The following is a 22,131-nucleotide window of genomic DNA, read 5'->3' as shown; positions in this document are numbered from 1 at the left end:
TGCACGATTTTTTAAGTGTAGTTTAGCTAATTTTTAAAAGAAATAATTCAAATTTTAATTTGATAAAAGCCTGACTTATATATTTATATATAGGAAACATTGTAAAGTTTTCTAACTTAGAGAAGTTAGTAAGTTAAAGTAGGTATTGTTTATATTACAAAGTAATGTAACCTTTATTAAAAAAAATGTTTTAATTATGTTAAGGGTAAATACTGATTTACACCATTATAAATGGTAGTTTGTATTATATAATTACTTGTTAATTAATAGTTAATTTAGGTTGTAGTTTATAATTTATATATTATCAACAGTTGTATTATTTATTGTTATGATATAATTTCTACTGTAAATATGATTAGCATTGTTATATAACAACTAATTATTGTGTAAGTGGATGCTTAGGTGATAGGGAAATAAATCTGAGGGTATATATTATATGATAATTATATGTATATATAAAGATTTATTCATATAAGTGTAATGGTTATAATTGTTTAGGAGATTATGTGCTATCTTAATTCTAGTGCTACTTAGTTAGTATTAAGGATTTAATTAAGTATTATTTGTATTAGAGGTTAATAGTCAGGTGATATATTGTCATAGTTAGTCTATTGATATGGTTTTGATCTTGTATGTGTGACTCAAAAGGTTTGTATGTACATTTTATGTTAAGCATAAGTTATGAGCTTATTAATTTATGTTTATACAATTTTCAGTCTCTAATGTGTGTAACTATTCATGAGTATTCTGATGTATTAGGAGTGGCTTTTTATTAAGGATAGAAGGTAAGTGTAAGTATTCTTAAAAAGTCTTTTATAGGCTAAAGTTTATGAGTAAGTGTGTGTTGTTAAAAGTAAATCAATGTCTTGTAATACTTTTCCTTTATGTAATTTTCCCATGTTCTAGCTTTTCTCAGTGTGTAGATAATGGGAATGTAGATAATGAGAATAGTAGTAATAATGTTTTTCATAGTATTGATGAAATTGATGCTTCTGTATGTGATTTTTGTGAGAATATTTTTAGGCAATTTAAGCTTTTGAATTTCCGTATATTTCCATTTTATATGCAATCGTTTTTTTATCCTAAGGCATCCCTTATGTCTGCTAAAGGTCTTATACCAGTACCAAAAGGTGATGAATTGCTAAGTGCAGATTTTAAGTCTATGATGGCACAATATAAGAACAAGCAAAATATTTTGTCATCAGAATATGGTGTTACCTATTATGGTGTTCATCGTCATAATATGGATTCTATGTGTATTTATTATGAACAGATGGGTAATTGTGTAAAACAATGTTTACCTATTCCTCCATTGAAACGTCCTGTTCTTGAAGAGAAAGATGGAAAGCTTATTACAAAGTTTCATGTTAGAAAAGCAATTGATAGTACTATGGATAGTTCTACTAATGCACAATATAAATATCATGATGTTGTTGAAGAAATGAATTTAGAAAAATTAAAAAGTACAGTTGGTAAGTCTGTTGAGATAGTAAAAGCTGAAATGGGTGATCATTATGACTTAAAAACTGAGAAGATTGATGATACAAAGGTTTCTCCTAATCAGAATGTTAATGTTAAGTGTATAAGTGGTTTGGAACTTCCAGGGAAGAGGTATTATATAAAAAAATATGATAAGACTATTGGGGGACATAGGTATTTTTGGGTAAGATTAAATAAAAAGAAGTTGGTTCGTCATATATATGATGATCAAAAAAATCGATATCTTCCATGTGATGATAGTTTTAGCTATGACCTTGAAAATATTTCAATGGAATCTTTCCTTAAATCTGTTGAGTTACATGGTGATTATTATGTGATTCGTAATCAGCAAGGAAATAAATATAGTGGACATGTAAAGCAGAATTCATGTCGTGATAGTGAATTGTATTTTTATACATCTAATTATTCCAAAGAAATTAAAGATGATAAAGAGTGTATATTTGGTAACATAGAGTATTTGTCTGATAATGGTAAGAAAGTTAAGCATTGCTTGTATAAATATACAAGTGATGATTTTCAAACCTTTGGTATCAGTAGAAATGTATATGAGTTGAACAAAACAGATGTTTTCTTAACTAATAAAGGAGAATTGGATGGTTTAATAGAAGAAAATTTGTATTTTCAGGGAATGTGCGTGGAGAAGTTTCCTAAGTATGATTATCATATACAAAGGCATGCCGATGGTGAAATAGAGAAGCAGTATATGTATGAAATAGGTAAATATAATCAATGTAATTTTCTGAAAATTGAAGCTTGGGGAGGAGGTCAAGCTGGTGATGTAGAAGATGGTAAAGCATATAATGGAACTCCTGGTCATTATACTTTGGCAGTATTGGATTCTACTAAAGTTAAAGATAAAAAGTTAATGATACATATTGGTGAAGGTGGAAAATTTCCAGGACAGTATGGAGAGGATACTGTAGTGGCAGTATGTGATAACAGTAATTTTGATAAATGTGAAGTAGTTCTTGTAGCTCGTGGGTGTACTACTGGTGAATGTGAAGAAAAACATTCTTTGATTAAAGATGATATTGTCGTACATTATAGGTCTGCTACTGGTATGAGTTTTCCTAAAGAAATGTATAATTTTAGACAATATGATAAATTTATTCCGTGGGGAAGTTCGTATGATTTTTTTAATGGTACTGTGGGTTTATCTTATCAAGACTGTCATGGTCCTGTTAATTCATGGGAGAAGAATGATAATAAGTATCCTGGTTCTGGAGGATGTGCACGTGTAGGAAAATCTATTCAACAAGGTGCAGATGGTATGGTAAAGGTAACGTGTGAGCAGTGGAAGACTACTGATAGTAGTGACAGTAATAAATATGCTTATTATAATGGACAATTGTGTAGGACTCAAGGTGGTATAAATCAGCAAGAATGTATAAAAGGAATTTGTATTTATGCTTCAGATGATAATTATACAACTATTGGATATCATGAAGCTATTACTATGTTTGGTGATAAAGCTGCCTGTAAAGGTTTTACAGTAGAAAGTGGTGATATAAGAAAAAGCACAGGGTTACTATCCGATCTTGATTCTGCGAAGAATGATATAAATATATATTATGTAGGTGTACAAAATATAACTGAACAATTTTGTTATACTAAATTTAACAAATCGGAAACACATTATGGTAGTGCATACTTAATTGATTCAACAGGAAAAGCGATCGGTTCACAGTGTAGGAAAAAAGGAGAGTGGCCTTTGTTATCTTGTTATATGGATAGACATAATGGTGGTTATAAACTATATAAATGTTGTTATGGTACAAATAGTAAAGGGTCCACAGATAATGTATGCTGGAAAACGTCAGGTAGTGATGTAGTTAAAATGTTTGATTATAGTAGTTTGCCACAGGATGTTAGAAAAGCTTTTGATGATGGAACTAATGCATTATTAAGTAGGTCATCAATTGCTTCTAAACGGCAATATACTTACCATGATACAAATTTGCTTTGTAGAGTTAATGGAGGTGTAAATCAACGGGAATGTATAAAAGGAATTTGTCTTTATGTTCTGCATAATAATCAATATAATCAACCTATTGTCATGTTTGGTGATCAGAAGCAATGTAATAATGTGGCAGATTATAAGAGCGAATACCAACAAATGCTGTGGAGTAATAATACAGCATCAGGTAGATTACATATATTTTGTAAAAATGAACAATGTTGTTATACTAACCTTAATAGGTTGACTAGGTATAACACATTAGATGAACATCGAGATTATATATTTAAAGAGCGTTCAGGTAATGAGGTATATAGGGTAATTAGTAAAAAGTGTTGGAAGAGAGTAGAGAAGCCTTTATTATCTTGTTATATTGATGAACAAAATAAGTTGCATATTAGGTGTTGTTACGGTACTAACCAGTCTTTAGAAAAAACAGATGATCTTTGTTGGACAACATTAGGTAGGAATGTGGTAGAAATGTTTGATTATGTTAGTCTTCCGGAACAGAATAAACAAACCTTTGATAAAGGGGCTGAAATATTGTTAGATGAATGGTCAATTTTAAAAAAATCATTACTTCCTAAAGAACAGAAATTAAATTATATTTATAATGAGGAAAGAAAAACTTTTTGTTTTAATATTACAGATAGTATTAAAAATAAAGGGTGCTTAAAATCTGTTTCTATGTGTGCTAAATCTAATAATATTGTTGATAAATATAATAGCTATAAATTGTTATCTGTTTTTGGTAATAAAAATGACGAAGGAAAAAATATGTCAAGTTTACTTACTAATCAAGATGATGGGAAAAATGGTATCATGAGTTGGTTAAATAATGAGTGTGATTTTAATGATACGAAGCAAAATAGATCATCATACAATACAAATATTAAAGTTTTGTGTGGGGTAGAAGATGGTAAATGTTGTTATTCAAATAAAAATGGTGATAATAATACTAGAAATAAAAAAGAAATGTGTTTAGATGATGAAAATGTTGGTTTATCATGTTATGGTGAAAAACAAGATCCAAAACAGGAGTTTAGACATAGTTATTATAAGTATTATTGTTGTTATCATGATTTGACAAAACCCAAGCAAGGATCTGGTCAGCAGAGTGTATGTTGGTCATCAGCTCAAGAAGATATATGGGAAATATTAGGGTTTTATAATATGTCACCAGAGAAGAGAAAAGAATTAAAAGATAAAGATGAAAATTATAGAAAGCATTTAGTGGTGAATAAAGAGTTGAAGAAAACAGAAGAACAAAGATTGCCTGCTAGGTGATATTGGTAATGATATATAAATAAAAAAATTTTTTATACCTAATATTTTATATAGTGCATAATATAAACAATATCTCTCTGTCAGTGGGTTTATTTGCATATTTTACAATAGGTATAACATAAAAAAGCTTGTGTTATATTAAGTTGTTTTTAGTTGGATTAATATGATAATGTAGTGGTAAATATAGATCAGTATTGGGGTAGTTTATGTGTAATAATGCACATAATAATGTTGATAATAATAAGAGTTTCAACAATGGTGTATGTAGATTGATGCATATCAGTATGTGAAATTAATAAAAAATCAGATCAAGGACTAAAAATATAATCAATCTTTCCTATCAACACTAAACTTTATACAAAACTTACAAACATTCTTATTGATATAAGACACCAGAATAAGCTTATATCAACAGTATAAAGTGAATATAAAAACTTCAAAGTTTATTTATGGCTTGAATGTGATATTTGATCACTAGTTATTTTTTGTAAAAATATAACTTAAATATGCAACTTATAAATTATCAGATGGCTATTGAAGTAAAAAAAAGTTTAATTCTTGATTTACCAAGTAACTAGAATAGCTAAATAAGTGAGAAACATAATAGCATGTTATTTATTTTTGAGAGTGTATTATAAATATTAATTGATATTTCTGTATTATTAGTAATAAGGTCTGGTTATGTATTAATATATGTAAGGATCATCTAAACCTATAATAATAATATTTTTGACGTTATATTGTTATTTCTATATTTATAATCACTAATAAAACAAAGTTATAATTGTTACTTAATTTAATATATGTGTATGATAGATAGTGTAAATATAATATTTTTACATATATTTAAATGGAATATATAGCTATGAATGAGATTATATTATTATGGTGTATGTTGTGATATAAAGTATTTCTTGTAGCTTATTTTTTATCTGAGAAGATGTTTTAAGTCAAGTTGATATGTAGATATATATAAATGTGATTATACAGGTAAGTAGGATATATAGCTATTAAGTGGTATATGTGTTTATCAGGTTTTTTCTCTGTAAGTTATCTTATTTTTTAATTTTATTTAAGTAAAATGTTCTAGATATTCCATCACTTACACTTTATAGTTAATAGATACTTAATTATACATGATTGAAATTCTAACTCTTAAAGATCAGGGGATTATTTTGTAATAATTTATTACTTATTGATATGCAAAGGTTTATATCGATAATATGACTATTTGTAAGTTACCTTATAAAGGTATACTATATTGTAAAGGTAATTGTTATATAAATGGATTAATTATTTCTATGTTTATATTCATGGATATGAATATTTGAAAGAATAGTATAGTTAAGTGATTTGTTATGTAAATATTGTAATAATATAAAGGTAGAGTGTAGTAACACTTCATTACTCTTTATAAGTAGGTTTTATCTAAGTATTAATGAAATTTAAGTATTGGAAAATCGCACAATTTTCTAATATTACTTAGTGGATGTCCATAGTTGTGTACAGGTAATACAGTATAATTGTTGTTAATAATAGATATATTTGAAATGTATACTCTAGACTGGGACAATATAGCTTTATAGATTTTTGTTAATGTAATTCCAATTAACTATAATTGAAAACATATTTTATGTATGATACATAATAATTGTATGTATTTTTGAATGTTGTTATAAATTATAGCATCAATTTTCAGTATTTTTATTTAGTAACTGGATATTATCGTTAGTATAAGAAAATAGTACCTGTTATTAAATCTAATTGAAAGCATATTTTATATGTGATACATAATAATTGTATGTATTTTAGGTATTGTTGTAAATCATGAAATCAATTTTCAATATCTTTATTTAGTGACTGGAATGTTATCGTTAGTATAGGAAAATAGTACGTATTGTTAAATATAACTGATTAAGTAGTAAAGAAAATTAATTTAGTTAGTTGATTAATCAGTTGAATTTATATTGAGAATAAAAGTTATGAGTACAAATTGCGATTAATAAGTAACATTAGACTTATATTTAGTGCTTAATTGTATATGTTAGTGAATCTATATGTTAAAGATTGTTGTGGTAAGTTGAGTCTATGATGATTGAGTATACCATTTGCTAATAATTATGATATTTATTGATTATTATCTGAAGTGAATAACAAATACTTTATTATTTTATATTGTATATATTTTCTAGTTTTAGTGATTATTGATGTTATTGTTAACATGATAGGTGATAGAAACACATATATTTAAAATATGGTTTATCAGGTTATCTTTATAATGATTTGTATAATTGGTTTTCTAACTTGTGTGTTATCGATGTTCCCAATATGTAAATTCGTGATGATGTAAGCAATATTTTATATAGTTTTTAAATAATAATAGTTAATTTATTTATAATATTTATTGCAAAATATAGTTAATATATTAAAAATTGTATATAAAGACATCTTGTTCTTTTTATTATAGATATGTTTTATGTATGGATATAGTTTTAATATTATAAAAAATTTAGTCTATTTATTGTTATTTTATGTCGGTAGTATAAACATCTGTGTGCTTGCATATGGTAAAAACATAGATGAAAAAATGAGTTTAGATTATCAATATTTGTCATTCTTTGATAACAGAGTAACAATAGAAGATCTATCTTATAGGTTTGATATTGGAATAGGGGAATGTAAGGGAACAGGTGATGGGTTAATAAATTTTATTGTATATGTTGATGAAAATGATTTTTTTCATCCACAATTATGTATATGTCGTGTGAGTTCATGTAATAATCTTTCAGAAGTAAAATCAGATTGGCATTTAACTTGTAGCAGTCGTGCAATATGTCATGCTATGCCTAAGAGATCTTATCCTATACCATTCTGTTCGGGTATTTTTCAAGACAAAGATATTATTAGGTTTGTTCCAATTGAATTCTCTGGTCAGACGTTTTTTAATCCGGGAATTAGAATCATAGAATTGAAAAAGGGAAAGATGTATGAAGATGAGGTGTTTCTATCCTATAATGATTTTCTTGTAAAAAATGGTCGCCTTGAATTTACTGGGGATTTTTATGGTTTTAAAGCTTATATGGTTGATGGAAATAAAATATGTATTGAAAATCCCCAAGAACCACAGCCTCTTAGATGTGTACCTATACCTGTGTTAACACAACTTGTATTAAGTAAGTATAAATATAACCAGATGAAGATACAATTTCTTGGTACTGCCCCATTAAAGGAATCTATTATTCGAGATAATATTGACCTGATAATAAAACCTAAAATTAATCTTAATAATCATCAATTCTATTTAGAAGGGAAGCTCCAGGATAATAAAATTTTCAATTTAAGTAACTGTTGTATGGATGGTAAAATAAAATATCAGCGTGATAGTAGAGTACAAGTAAAATGCATAGATGGTATTAATGAATTTAATACAGTTTTTGGATATATACTGAAAACCCATGAAGGAAAATATGATAGGTATATTTGGCTGAGACCACTATATAGTAGGATGGTACGTTATGCTAGAACTAGAAACAAGAAATATATTCAATGTGCTGACTATGAGTATGATTTGAAGGACAAAAAGCAAGATTTTCTAGATAGGATATTAATAAATGAAGATGGGTATTATTTTTTTTCTAATGAAGTGAATACTGATGTAAAATTAAATATGTATGAAGAAGATAATCCATGTAATAATTTAGAAAACTCATTTTATTTATATCAAAATTATAAGTTGAGACTAAGAAATGAAAAATCATGGGAATTTCCTCCTGAAGTTTTAACACAATATTATAGTGGACAAGGTTACTTTAATGCTGATGTCGTGAGGTTTTTTAATGCAGATAGTAAAGAGGAAATTTCCTTAGATGTAAAATTACAAAATGATTTGGAACTGTTAGACTATTATTCTATGGGAATGTGTATTGATAATTTTAAAAGTGTTATATATGCTGCTAAAGATAATACATCAGAGAATAATTTATTTTTAAAAAATAAGGTAAAGATTACTCGCGATAGAGATGTAGATATATGGTTGTATTATCCTAAATTTACCAATGTATATAATGTTTCTAAGAAATGTGATTTTATAAAAGTAGAAATTTTGGGTGGAGGACAGTCTGGTGAAATTGATGCTGAAACGGGTAAAAGTAAAGAAGGAGTACCTGGCGAATATGTAATGGGAATGTTTAAGATAGGAAAATCTGATCAGTATTTTGTCAAAGTCCATTTTAATGTTAACAATGGTAATTCTATAGGGTCAGATTCTATGATTGAATTCTGTAAGAGAAAAAAACATAGGAATAGTGATGTAGAAGTATGTGAAGTGAAATTGGTGGCAAATGGTGGGGGAAAATTACCTAATGATAAAATCAAAAATATTATTAGCAATGATACTGTTCATAGTAGAAATATGCTCTACTATAGAGTAGTTAGTAATAATAAGAATAGAATTTTAAGTAATATTCCTCGTAATAAAAGAGTAAGGTTTATCCCATATCAGAATTTTGTACAAGATATTTTGTTTGAGGAACTTAATGATGATGAATGTATTGCTGGATCATTATTAATGGAAAATGCTAGTAAGTATTTTGGAGCTGGAGGGTGTGCTGATATAAGTACTAATTCTACTGAAAAAGGTGCAGGAGGTATGGTAAAAATTACTTGTGAAAATTGGTATAATTAAAAAATATTGTAAGTTTATATGTATTAGATGTAATTTTACTTGTATACAAATGTTCTATTTATATTATTTTTCATATTGTATTAATTTGGAGTTTTTATATTCACTTTATCCTGTTAATATGAGCTTATTCTGGTGTATTATATCAATAAAAATGTTTGTAAGTTTTGTATAAAGTTCAGTGTTGGTAGAAGAGATTAATTATATTCTTAGTTCTTAAATATTGATGTATTATTAATCTTATTTATTTTACAGTTCTTACGTTCTATAAATAGCTTATCTCACTTTATTTCTCTGATAGGCTTATCTAGTTTTGATGTATGTTATAATTACTAACTTATGTATATATATTGTATCAGATTAATAATATGACATATATAGAAAAGTTGATTATATTTTTAGTCCTTAAATATTGATGTATTATTAATCTTATTTATTTTACAGTTCTTATGTTCTGTAAATAGCTTATCTCACTTTATTTCTTTTGATAGGCTTATTCTAGTTTTGATGTATGTTATAATTACTAACTTATGTATATATATTGTATCAGATTAATAATATGACATATAATAGAAAAGTTGATTATATCCTTAGTTCTTAAATATTGATGTATTATTAATCTTATTTATTTTACAGTTCTTACGTTCTGTAAATAGCTTATCTCACTTTATTTCTTGGTAGGCTTATTATATAGTTTTGATGTATGTTATAATTACTACCTTGTGTATATGATTGTATCAGGTTAATAATATGTATTATATGTTGAAAGATTGATAATGTTTTTGTTCTAAAGTATTTAGTGTATTATAGCTTATTTTCTCTAAGTACCTTTTCATTACGTCAACATTAATATGTTTTTATTAAATGGATAGTGAATTATTGATTTTGTTATAATATTCAGAGAACTTATAGTGATTTACACAAAATAAACCTTATTGATAAATTTGAACTATTGTTTTTTAAAGATGTATCTGCTAAGAAATTAAATCTGTATTTAATTGTATAGGATAAATGATATAGAGGAACATTGTTGTAATTTTTATATGAAATTGTTTACTCTTGATCTACTATCTACTAATTATTTCTATATATTAATTTATTATTCTTTTGTTAGAGTTAATATAGATACTTAGAGTTTGATATTTTATTAACACAGATAATACAATATATCCAAAATTACTCTAGCAAGGCATATTAGGAATGCATTATTATTAATTTTTTCAGGAAATATTAGTGAATTAAGTGTGCAATACAAATCAGTTAATCTAATATGCTAATAACATACTAATTTAGTATTGTAAGATATTAATGTGTCCCATTTTCCTGTTTTGGCTAGCTTTGTTTTTTCCATATATGTATACGCTTTCATTAATTTGGGTGTGATGTTTATAATATTTATATATATCTTCTCCAAGTATATTATACATAGTACATGGGAACAGTAACTTTACTGGTTGTAGAGGTAATCCACAAATTGCTCTTACTAGTTGTTCAAATTGACTTACATTGCAAGCATCTAAACTCCAATGCCCAGAATTATGAGGACGAGGTGCAATTTCATTGACTATAAGTTCTTGAGTTTCTGTAATAAAAAACTCTACTGCTAATAATCCTATCAAATTAAAAGATTCTGCAATTTTTTTTGTCAATTCTTGAGCTTTGATATGCATTTCTTGGTTAATTTGTGCTGGTACAGAAGATCTTACTAAAATACCATTATTATGATAATTTTCTGCAGCAGGGAAAAACTCTGTTATTCCATGTATATTTTTTGATATTATGATAGAGATTTCTTTATCTATTTTGAGAAATTTCTCAAGAACGTATGTTATTTCCCAGTTTAGTGAAGATAGCTTACTTAAGTCTTCTTTTTGTCTTATTATATATTGTCCTTTGCCATCATAACCTAATTCTGCTGTTTTCAGTAATGTAGGATAGCCAAATTCTGATGCTGTATATATTAAGTCTTCATAATTATTAATAATTGCGAAATCTGTAGTTGCAATACCTAAATTTCTTATATGTTGTTTTTCTCTTATTCTATTTTGAGAAATATATAAAGCATCTATTCCTGGGTAAATTGATGTTTTCTGTTGTAGAATATTGATGATATTGCTAGGAATATTTTCAAATTCTAGGGTTGCTACACTTATACTTGATGCGAATTCAAGCAATTGTTCTGTATTAGTGTGGCTATCTAATATGGTCACATTGTTTGTAACTTGTACTGATGGATTATTGAGATTGTCTGTTAATAGATGTGTCTTATATCCTAATTTTGTTGCAGCAACAGATATCATTTTTCCAAGCTGCCCACCACCTAAAATTCCAATAGTTGAGCCAGGGGGGACATGTAAATCGTGTATCATATAAGTGATTTGTTGATGACAATTTAAAGAATGATAATCTTGCTGTAAAAGATAAGTCAATTAAATAATGATAAAGTAACTCTCCATTTATTAGATGTATTAATCAATATTATGATTTGTCTAAATATTGTATTAAATAGTAGTTATTAATGATGTAAAGTCTAGAGAAAGAGAAATTTTATATCTTTATTGTAGCAGATGAACTTTATGTATCTTGTTCTGACTCTTCTTTTGTATATATAAGGATATAATGGAGTACAAGTTACAGATGTAATATTACCTAATGCTGCATATACAGAAAAAGTACAACTTATGTTAGTATAGATTCTATTATATTTGGTAAGATTACCTTGCTGTAAAAAGTAAATCAATTAATGTGAATATGAGAGATGAATTTATACCTAATTGTATGACATTAGTAAGTATTGGTAATTTTATTTATTATAGTCAGTCTTATTAATATTTTCAAATATTCGATTATGTGATCTACTTAGTAAGTTAAAGAGTATATTGGTCGTAAATGAGATCTATATTTTTATTGAATTGGATATTGTTATAAAGTTGCTCTAATTTGCTATGAGATTAAACTGAAAGTGTGGTGAGCCTATATTCTGATTTATGATAGTATTTGTTCATCAAGTACATAAATGATCTATTCTTTTTCTGATAGAATTTACATGCCATTAAGTATAGCTTTGTAAGTATGAAGACTAAAATACTAATAAGTTGTAAAATGCATGTCATTTGTTATTTTAATTAAGCATGATGATAGTTTAAATAAAAAGTTATATGAGTGTACATTGTAATTGATTATTAATGCATGAGATCTGTTTAATGAGTTTGTGGATATTAATTATATTACTTGAATATGGGGTGTATAAAAACTGTATAACATAGCAAGCTATTATGCGTTTATGTTATAAAAACTAATAATAGTACTTACCAAAAAGTTAGTTAATTTATGTATTAGTCAATATAAAGATGTTGGTAAAATTAGTAAATGCAAGTTATTAAAATTTTTTTTATTGCTGATTATTTGAAATTCTGATGTTTAAGTAAGTATTATAAATAATGGTTTTATAAAATTTTAAGGTAGACAATAACTTTAGCGTAGTAATAGAACTATATTGTATAGTACTATTACTTTAGCATTTCTATTATTGTTTATTTGGAAATGTGCTGGCTAATTATGTAAGTGATTTTACTATTAATTATTGGCTTATGGAATTGGAGTATTATTGTATATTGATGTATGAATAAAATTAGTGTATCATTGCCACGTAACTAAGGGTTATTTATGACATTGCAATATTACAGTATGACAAAGCTGATTGAAGTGAAGGTTGTTCCAAGTTACTTAGAAGAGCAGTCTTCTCCTCATGAGAACTGTTATATATGGTTGTATAATATTAGAGTAAAAAATAAGAGTACATCTACTGTTCAGTTATTAAGGAGAAGTTGGAAAATTATTGATTCTACTGGCATTATTAATGAAGTAACAGGACTTGGTGTTATAGGAAAACAGCCAGTTTTAAAACCTGGTGAGTTTTTTGAGTATACTAGTGGTGCATACTTAAGTACTCCATCTGGTATGATGCATGGAGAATATCAGTTTATGGATGAAGATGCTGCACAGGTTTTCTATGTAAATATACCTATGTTTTCTCTTGATAGTCCATATGTTAATACAAAACCACATTAAATTTTCAGAAAGATAAAAATTCCTATTCTTGATTTCCTATAAAAAATAATTAACAAAAAGCATTTATACTGTTTAATGTTTTTTATCTTCAGGTTATATTGATATTGAGTTAGAAAGTATAGTGTGAATGTTGTTTAGGTATTCATATGATCAAATAATATTTATGATCTTAATAGTTGTTTTTCTCAATAAACAGTAATGTTGTATAAAAACGCATTAGTGATATTTCTTATTTAAAAGAAAGGTATATTAATATTTAATTTTGAAAGTTATAATATTGTTCAATATATTAAAATAATTAATTAACTGTTATTATTGAGTGTGGAGCTTTTAACAAGTAATACTAATGGGTAAAAAAAGCATTAATTTGTAGATAATTAACCATAAGGTTGTAATCAAAGTAAGCTACCATGTTCCCTTTATAAGAAAGCATGGTTAAAAATTAAAAGGAATGTACTATCTATATTTTTAATAAGGGTATATTTATTATATTGTACTAGTAAGTGTTAGATCATGGCATGTATGAGATATTATGACAGTATAAATTATCTCAGTTATGAAATCTCAAAATAATTGTGCTTCTTAAACTAGTTAAATATAGTACCAAAATTAATACAAAATATTATTTGATCTTAATGTTCAGTAAATCCAAATATTATGATGATAATAAGACTTTTTGCACGTCAAACAAATATGTTAAATAGAAATCTGAACTGTGGGACAAGGACCTTTTTTGTTTCTGGTTTACAAGTTATAATAGAAGACTTGATCAAAATCAGGAGAGACATTTGAAGATTTATCATGTTGGTTTAATTAATTGTATGCTACTATTATTAGTAGTTGATTCTTTAACAAGTAGTACGCACAGAAAAAAGTAGTTAAATATGTTATAGAATTTCAGAATGATAATATATGTATTAAATTGACTAAAATATTCTATAGTAAGCGAGCAAAGTAAGTGTTATTCTGATCTGTAATGTTTGACATTTGTAGTATAACAATATTGATCTAATAATAGTTCTATAAAAAAAAAAGAATTTATAATAGTATTTACTATGTTAAAACATCAGGTATACTTGATATTGATTTGACAACCTATAAGCTATATAAGCGATATTAATCTAATCAATAATGTTCTTTATACTGATAGCGAGTTCTATAATAAAGAATTAATCGTGGTTACTGCGAAAGAATGAGTTATATAGTTTTAAAGAGTATTGATTTGATTAGTTTTATAATAAATTACATTATGGAGCTTTAGAAAGGTGGTGTTAATGCTTAATAAGAAATTATTACGAACACTTTAATTTAAGGATTTGGTGATATATACTGTATGGTGCTATCTGTAATAATTAGTATTTTAGATGAAAAGTTAAGTGATTGGAGTTTATAACGTGGGATTTTTAAATTCTCTTGATTCAAAACAAAAGTTGAATGTTGGCAAAAATTGTTACGAATATTTTAGTATTGGGGTTGCATCTAAAAAGCTAGGTGTAGATATTAAAAGATTACCATGCTCACTTAAAATACTATTTGAGAATTTATTACGTAATGAAAATGGGTTTAGTGTTAAAATCGAAGATATAAAAAAATTGGCTCAATGTGCTGATAAATATGTAAGTTATGAAATTAATTTCACACCTGCTCGAGTATTAATGCAGGATTTTACTGGTGTTCCTGCAGTAGTTGACTTAGCTGCAATGCGTGACTATGTAAAAGAAAATGGCGGTAATCCAGCTATAATTAATCCTAAAGTGCCAGTTGATTTAGTTATAGATCACTCTATTCAAGTTGATTCATATGGAACAGAGAGTTCTTTTGATGAAAATGTATCTATAGAAATGCAAAGAAATGTTGAAAGATATAAGTTTTTAAAATGGGGGCAATGCGCATTTAAAAATTTTCGTGTTGTACCTCCTGGAGCTGGTATTTGTCATCAGGTAAATTTAGAATATCTTGCTAAGGTTGTATGGAATGATGGTGATTTAGTTTATCCTGACACTTTAGTTGGTACTGATAGTCATACTACTATGGTTAATGGATTGTCTGTATTAGGGTGGGGTGTAGGAGGTATAGAAGCTGAAGCAGTGATGTTAGGTCAACCAGTTACTATGTTAATTCCTGAAGTTGTAGGATTTAAATTAGTAGGCAAGTTATCAGATGGTGTTACTGCAACTGATATGGTATTGACAATTACTAATATTCTTAGGAGTAAAGGTGTAGTAGGAAAGTTTGTTGAATTTTTTGGTGAAGGTTTGGATAGTTTATCCATTGCTGATAGGGCAACTGTAGCAAATATGTCTCCTGAATATGGGGCTACTTGTGGTTTTTTTCCAATAGATCATAAAACCTTGGAATACTTGGAGATGACAGGACGCGAGCTATCTTTAATAGATTTAGTGGAGTCTTACGCTAAAGCACAATATTTATGGCATACTAAAGAAGGGTTAAGGTATGATAATGAAATAGAATTTGATTTAGGAGAAGTAAAGCCTGTATTAGCTGGTCCAAAAAGACCTCAAGATAAAATTTTTCTTTCTCAAGTGAAGACAACATTGCCAAGTTTGGGTGTGAAATCAACTAACGATAATAAGTCAGCAAAATCTTTAAAAAATGGTGATATAGTTATTGCTGCGATAACTAGTTGTACTAATACATCAAATCCAAGTGTTATGATTGCAGCAGGACTTGTTGCACGTAAAGCAAATATGTTAAATTTAAAATCTAAACCGTGGGTAAAGACCTCTTTAGCTCCTGGTTCTCAAGTTGTAACAGAATACCTAGTCAAATCAGGTTTACAGAGGCATTTAGATGCTTTAGGATTTTATTTGGTTGGATATGGGTGTACTACTTGTATTGGCAATTCTGGATCTTTGGCTCCTCATATTGAAGAAGATATAAAATCTAATGATTTGTTAGTTGCAGCAGTTTTATCTGGTAATCGTAATTTTGAAGGAAGAATACATCCATGTGTACGGGCTAATTTTCTTGCATCTCCTCCATTGGTTGTAGCTTATGCTTTGGCTGGTACAATTGATATAGATCTTACTTCTGATCCTATAGCTATTGGCGATAATGGGGAAAATGTTTATTTATCAGATATTTGGCCATCTAATGATGAGATTAATGAAGTTATACAGAATACTATTAATAAACAAGTGTTTACTAGTAGGTATAAAAATGTATTTAGTGGAGGAAAGTATTGGGAAAATTTAAAATGTGGTGACAGTGATATCTATAAGTGGGATATGAATAGTACTTATATACAAAGTCCAACTTATTTTAAAAATTTGTCTTCTAATTTAAATAGTAGTGATAATATTAATATTAGTAATGCAAATATTTTAGCATTGTTAGGTGATAGTGTTACTACTGATCATATTTCTCCTGCAGGTAATATTGCTTTAAATAGTCCTGCTGGTAAGTTTTTATTACAAAATAATGTAATGGTAGAGGATTTTAATTCTTATGGTTCAAGGCGAGGGAATCATCATATAATGACACGGGGTACTTTTGCTAATATTCGTGTACGTAATGAAATGGTAAGTGCTGAAGGTGGTGTAACTAGATATATTCCTACTGGTGAAGAAATGTCAATATTTGATGCATCGCAACTTTATCAACAGAATAACATACCGTTAGTTGTAATTGCTGGTAAAGAATATGGTAGTGGCTCAAGTAGAGACTGGGCTGCTAAAGGTACTTTCTTTTTAAATATTAAAGCTATTATAGCAGAAAGTTTTGAACGTATACATAGATCAAATCTTATTGGTATGGGAGTATTACCATTAACATTTAAAAATGGATGTACGCGAAAGACGTTAGATTTAACAGGTTGTGAAGTAATAAGTATTACTGGTAAAATTGGTATAAATCAAGAGTTAAAATGTATGATTTTGAGACAAAATGGATCTAGTCAAAGTATTACTGTGGTTTGTAATCTTAATACTGCTATTGAAGTTGAGTATTTTAAAAGTGGTGGTGTATTGCAATACGTACTTATGAGAATGATGGCAAGTTAGTGCTTAATGTATAAATACATATATAGTTATCAGAAAATAATATATACATTATTTAAGATGGTGCTTATATTAGTTAGTATATGAGAGTCCTATCTATGATAGGTGACACTATATTATATCTAAGTAAAATACTATCAATTGTACAAGTTTATATGATCCGTCCAGTATTAGTCAAATATGTTAAGCTTAGTGCTTATTTTAAAAGCTAAATAATTAGTAAGTCACATAATATTAGATGAATATATGCATTTTAAATTAATGTAAGTACAGATTGTGTAATTCAACGTATGTTAATACTAAAATTTACTACTTAGTAATTAGAGTTGTAATATGTTGTTATTTAAGACGTTGAGCACAATAAAAAAATTCTATTCTTGTTGGTGGTATAAGATTTTTTATTGTATCTTCCTTTCATGTTAATCTAAGATTTGTTACTTATCAATTACAATATTTTAATATGTTGTTATTTGAGACGTTGAATACAATAAAAAAGTTCTATTCTTGTTTAGATGGTATAAGGTTTTTTATTGTATCTTCCTTGCATGTTAATCTAAGATTTGTTACTTATCAATTACAATATTTTAATATGTTGTTATTTAAGACGTTGAGTACAATAAAAAAGTTCTATTCTTGTTGGTGGTATAAGATTTTTTATTGTATCTTCCTTGCATGTTAATCTAAGATTTGTTACTTATCAATTACAATATTTTAATATGTTGTTATTTAAGACGTTGAGTACAATAAAAAAGTTCTATTCTTGTTGGTGGTGTAAGATTTTTTATTGTATATTCTTTGTTAGTAGTGTTTTACGAGTAGGTAACGTGTTTACCTGATAATAGTTGAGTTAGTTTACTACTTATAATTAAGTATTGCTGCTAACTGTTTTTATATGTCTATTTCTCTTTATAGAATGTATTGTAAATACATAAAGAATATTGTTTGTTAGACTAATATTGGTAATTTTTGATGGGCAGTATGGTTAAAAGTATGTTTTTGTGTAATATATATTGTACTTACAGGTAATACCGTAGTTTTTAATTGTCAAACCATAATAATTTATTGTTACAATATTGTATAGTACATTATTACTCAATGACTTTTGGTACAACAAAAAAGTCATGTTCTTGTTTAGGAGACTCAGAAAGTATAATGTCTTTTATATTGCCATCATTGATAATGTCTTGACGTAGAGGTAATTTATGACTTATTCCACCATGACTCATTGGGATAACATTGTCTGTGTTTACTTGTGATATTGTATTTATCCAACTCAAAACAGATTCTAACTCCTTAATATAATAACCGATTTCATTGTCACTCAATTTTACTTTGACTAACTTTGCAACTTGTAGCAGATCATCCTTGGTTATCTTTTTCTGTTGCAAGTTATTTGAATTATTTTGATTGTCTATCAATTTGTTTCTTATCATTAGTTAGTAATAGATTTCATAGTATATAGTTACTTAAAAATTTATCAATGAATAAAATGTGAATTTTTAATGTATTAGCTAAGTTGCAATATATAATTTAGCAATTTTTGATATATAAATGCTTTATTATTCTATCTTGATTCTTATTAGCTTATAATTTGTGATTAGGTTTAATATATGAATGATTTCTAATATAATTACTTTTTTACTGCTATTATCTTAATTTGTATTCTCTAATATATTGTTAGATAAAAGATATATCTTGTTATTTAATCTAATGTGTTTTTTAGTTTTATTTGATTGCTTAGTTTCTTGTTGTGAATAATGTGATCATTTGATCTTAAGGCTATAATAGTACTAATTATTTACAAATATCTTTTAACTAATTGTTATATCTGAATCTTAAACTGATAATCTTATTGATTTGAAGTTAAGACTTTCAAATAGAGATGTAATGTGTTGTATGTGGTTTTTTCAATTTTTATTGATATTTGCTAGGCTATATATATTTGATATAGTTGTTTAATGTTCTACGATCAAAAGAATTGTGGCTCTCTTTTATTAGAGGTGTATTGATTAGTAATTTGATATTTTTATATTGTTAAAATAAAACATATGACATCTCTATATTTATTATGTCTTAGTTTTTATCTTTAGTAGTTGGTTTTCTATGTTTTATAAGTATGCAGTTGTTAAAATTTAAAAATGTTATATAAATTAGTTATTTGTAAATACTGTTTACCTAGTTGGTATATTTAATTTTTGAGATAGTGATCTTATATTTCTTGACTTAGTAATGTTTCTATTTATTAGTTAGTTAAGTTATGTAATATATAGTCACTTAAAAACTTATCTATAGATAAAACTTTAATTTTTGGCGTATTAATGGAACAGTGATTTACTGTGTCGGTTATAGTCAGTGTATTTAATTGTGAATTGGTTATCTTAGCTATTGCATTGTTAGATAATACTCCATGTGTAATGTAAGCACTTACTTGTAAGGCTCCATTATTTTTTAATGCTGATGCTGCATTACATAATGTACCACCTGAATCTACTATATCATCTATTATTATGCACTCCTTGTTTTCTACATTGCCAATTATGTTCATAACTTCAGAAACACCAGGTTTTGTTCGGTATTTATCTATTACTGCTACTTGAATTTCATGCTTTAAATTATACTGTTTTGCTAATGTATATGCAAAGGTTCTAGTTCTGTTTAATGCGCCATGATCAGGGGATACAATTACTAGATTTTCCATAGTAAACTTTTCAATAATAGCATCTATAAAAATACTATTAGGATTTAAGTTAGTAATTTCCGTATCAAAAAAACCAGCTAATTGATTTGAATGTAGATCGATAAAAATCATATTATTAACATTTATTGTTTTTAAGATATTAGCAATTACTTTAGCACTTAATGCAGATACTATATTAATGTTATTTAAGTTTCTATACATTACTCTATCTTGTCTAGTATAGCAACAGTATGGAACTATTAATGTGATTCTGTTTGGAGATAAGGCTCTTTTGAGTGCGTCGATTAGTAATAGTAGTTCTATTAAATTGTCGTGCACTGGAAAACCAATTGTATGTATTATTATTATATGTTTATTCTTATTACTTTGAATTTCTTCTACTTCTACATTTAACTCTTGGTCAGCAAAGTTGGAAGTGTATGACTTAACTAGTTTTATACATGTTAGCTCTGATATTCTTTTTGCTAAATCAGTGCTATGTATACCAGCGGATATTAACATTAAGTAAGTTACTCTAATATATGGAAATGTGCATCGTGATAATATGTAATACTGTAGAAAAAGTAAATAGGTATTTTTTATAGTATTATGGTATCATAAGGTAGTCTTTATTAAAGGATAATAGTGATAAATAAGAATGATGTATTAAATGTATTGTCAAAAGTTATAGATCAAAATAGCAATAAGAATATTGTAGAACTTGGATTAGTTTCTTCAATATTGGTTGATAATCATAATGTTACTTGTATTTTAAATTTATTAAATGAACATCATATTATACAAAAAGATGTAATTGAGAAACAATGTAAAGATGCTATTAATCTTATTCCAAATATCAAGTGTGTAAAAGTTATTATTACTAGTACACGTAGTAGTCATAAATCTCGTTACGGTGAAACTGATAATAAGATATCTATTCAGAATGTGAAAAATGTAATACTTATATCTTCTGGGAAAGGTGGAGTAGGAAAATCTACAGTTGCGTTGAATATAGCGTTAGCTTTGGTGCGAAAAGGATATAAGACAGCATTAGTTGATCTTGATATTTATGGTCCGTCTATACCGCATATGTTAGGGGTTATAGATGGTACGAATCCTGAGGTAGATGATTGTAATAGAATGCTACCTATTACCAGATATGGTCTTAAGAGTATGTCTATTGGATATTTGACTAGTAAGAAGAATGCGGCTATTTGGCGTGGTCCTATGATAACAAAAGCTATATATAGTTTAATACTCAATACAGTGTGGGGAGAATTGGATTATTTGATTATAGATACACCACCTGGTACTGGTGATGTACATATTACTCTTACTAGTAAATTTGAGATTACTGGTATTATTATAGTTTCTACTCCACAGGAGTTAGCTATTATTGATGCAGTAAAAATGTGTGACATGATGCATAAGATGAAAGTTCGTGTTATTGGTGTAGTAGAGAATATGAGTTATTTTATTGATACTAACTCTGGTAATAAAACTTATATTTTTGGCAAACATGGTGTGCGTTATATGGCAGATACATTTAATATAAATTTTTTAGGAGAAATACCAATATATCCTCAAATATGTGATACTGCAGAGTCAGGTAATCCTTTAATGCTTGATAGTGAGATATGTAAAATTTATAATAGTATTGTTGATAGTATGTTATGCATAGTGGATAGTGTTTAATGAAGATGGTATTTTGACTAGTAAAGTGCTTGATTAGAGATAACAAATTATATATCTATGCCAATATGTAAAGAACATTAATCAACGTATTATGTGTATTATAATACTAAAAAGAGTTATTAACATGTGGTACTGAGTTCTTTGTGATAAAAGATATGTACAAAGTGAAATAGGTGTTTATTTCTGTTAGAAATGCAATTTTTATACATCTGTGTTATGTATCAAGTAGATATATTATGTTTAA

8 protein-coding genes are annotated in these 22,131 nt (G+C 27.1%); 5 read left to right on the top strand and 3 right to left on the bottom strand.

The genetic code is table 11. The features are described from left to right. Positions 1-829: 829 nt before the first annotated feature. Both ERUM_RS04300 and ERUM_RS04295 read left to right on the top strand, forming a co-directional pair. Positions 830-4,744: a hypothetical protein gene (locus tag ERUM_RS04300; protein ID WP_011155475.1), complete on the top strand. Its 3,915-nt coding sequence runs from the start codon at positions 830-832 to the stop codon at positions 4,742-4,744. A 2,476-nt stretch (positions 4,745-7,220) separates the two neighbouring features. Beyond that, positions 7,221-9,428 (top strand): hypothetical protein, encoded by a 2,208-nt coding sequence (locus ERUM_RS04295; RefSeq protein WP_011155474.1) that lies wholly within the window; start codon positions 7,221-7,223, stop codon positions 9,426-9,428. A 1,286-nt stretch (positions 9,429-10,714) separates the two neighbouring features. Here ERUM_RS04295 and ERUM_RS04290 read toward each other — a convergent pair. Beyond that, positions 10,715-11,794, bottom strand: a complete 1,080-nt coding sequence (locus ERUM_RS04290) for a 5-(carboxyamino)imidazole ribonucleotide synthase (RefSeq protein ID WP_011155473.1) — start codon at positions 11,792-11,794, stop codon at positions 10,715-10,717. A 1,297-nt stretch (positions 11,795-13,091) separates the two neighbouring features. On the opposite strand from ERUM_RS04290, the gene apaG reads away from it, so the two are divergent. Next, positions 13,092-13,496, top strand: a complete 405-nt coding sequence (apaG, locus tag ERUM_RS04285) for a Co2+/Mg2+ efflux protein ApaG (RefSeq protein WP_011155472.1) — start codon at positions 13,092-13,094, stop codon at positions 13,494-13,496. A gap of 1,394 nt (positions 13,497-14,890) precedes the next feature. Beyond that, complete coding sequence (gene acnA / locus ERUM_RS04280; RefSeq protein WP_011155471.1) at positions 14,891-17,518, top strand: aconitate hydratase AcnA; 2,628 nt, start codon at positions 14,891-14,893, stop codon at positions 17,516-17,518. 1,085 nt (positions 17,519-18,603) lie between these two features. On the opposite strand, the gene gatC is transcribed toward acnA, so the two are convergent. Both gatC and prs read right to left on the bottom strand, forming a co-directional pair. Next, complete coding sequence (gene gatC, locus ERUM_RS04275; protein WP_011155470.1) at positions 18,604-18,948, bottom strand: Asp-tRNA(Asn)/Glu-tRNA(Gln) amidotransferase subunit GatC; 345 nt, start codon at positions 18,946-18,948, stop codon at positions 18,604-18,606. An 809-nt stretch (positions 18,949-19,757) separates the two neighbouring features. Continuing rightward, positions 19,758-20,714 (bottom strand): ribose-phosphate diphosphokinase, encoded by a 957-nt coding sequence (prs, locus tag ERUM_RS04270; protein ID WP_011155469.1) that lies wholly within the window; start codon positions 20,712-20,714, stop codon positions 19,758-19,760. Positions 20,715-20,837: 123 nt separating this feature from the next. On the opposite strand from prs, the gene ERUM_RS04265 reads away from it, so the two are divergent. After that, a complete protein-coding gene (locus ERUM_RS04265; RefSeq protein WP_011155468.1) occupies positions 20,838-21,887 on the top strand; it encodes an Mrp/NBP35 family ATP-binding protein in 1,050 nt (349 codons plus the stop codon). Positions 21,888-22,131 lie beyond the last annotated feature (244 nt).

It is taken from the genome of Ehrlichia ruminantium str. Welgevonden (assembly GCF_000026005.1).
In the GTDB taxonomy this organism is placed as follows: domain Bacteria; phylum Pseudomonadota; class Alphaproteobacteria; order Rickettsiales; family Anaplasmataceae; genus Ehrlichia; species Ehrlichia ruminantium.
Note: the sequence above shows the minus strand (reverse complement) of the source record. Positions and strands in the feature narration are given on the sequence as shown.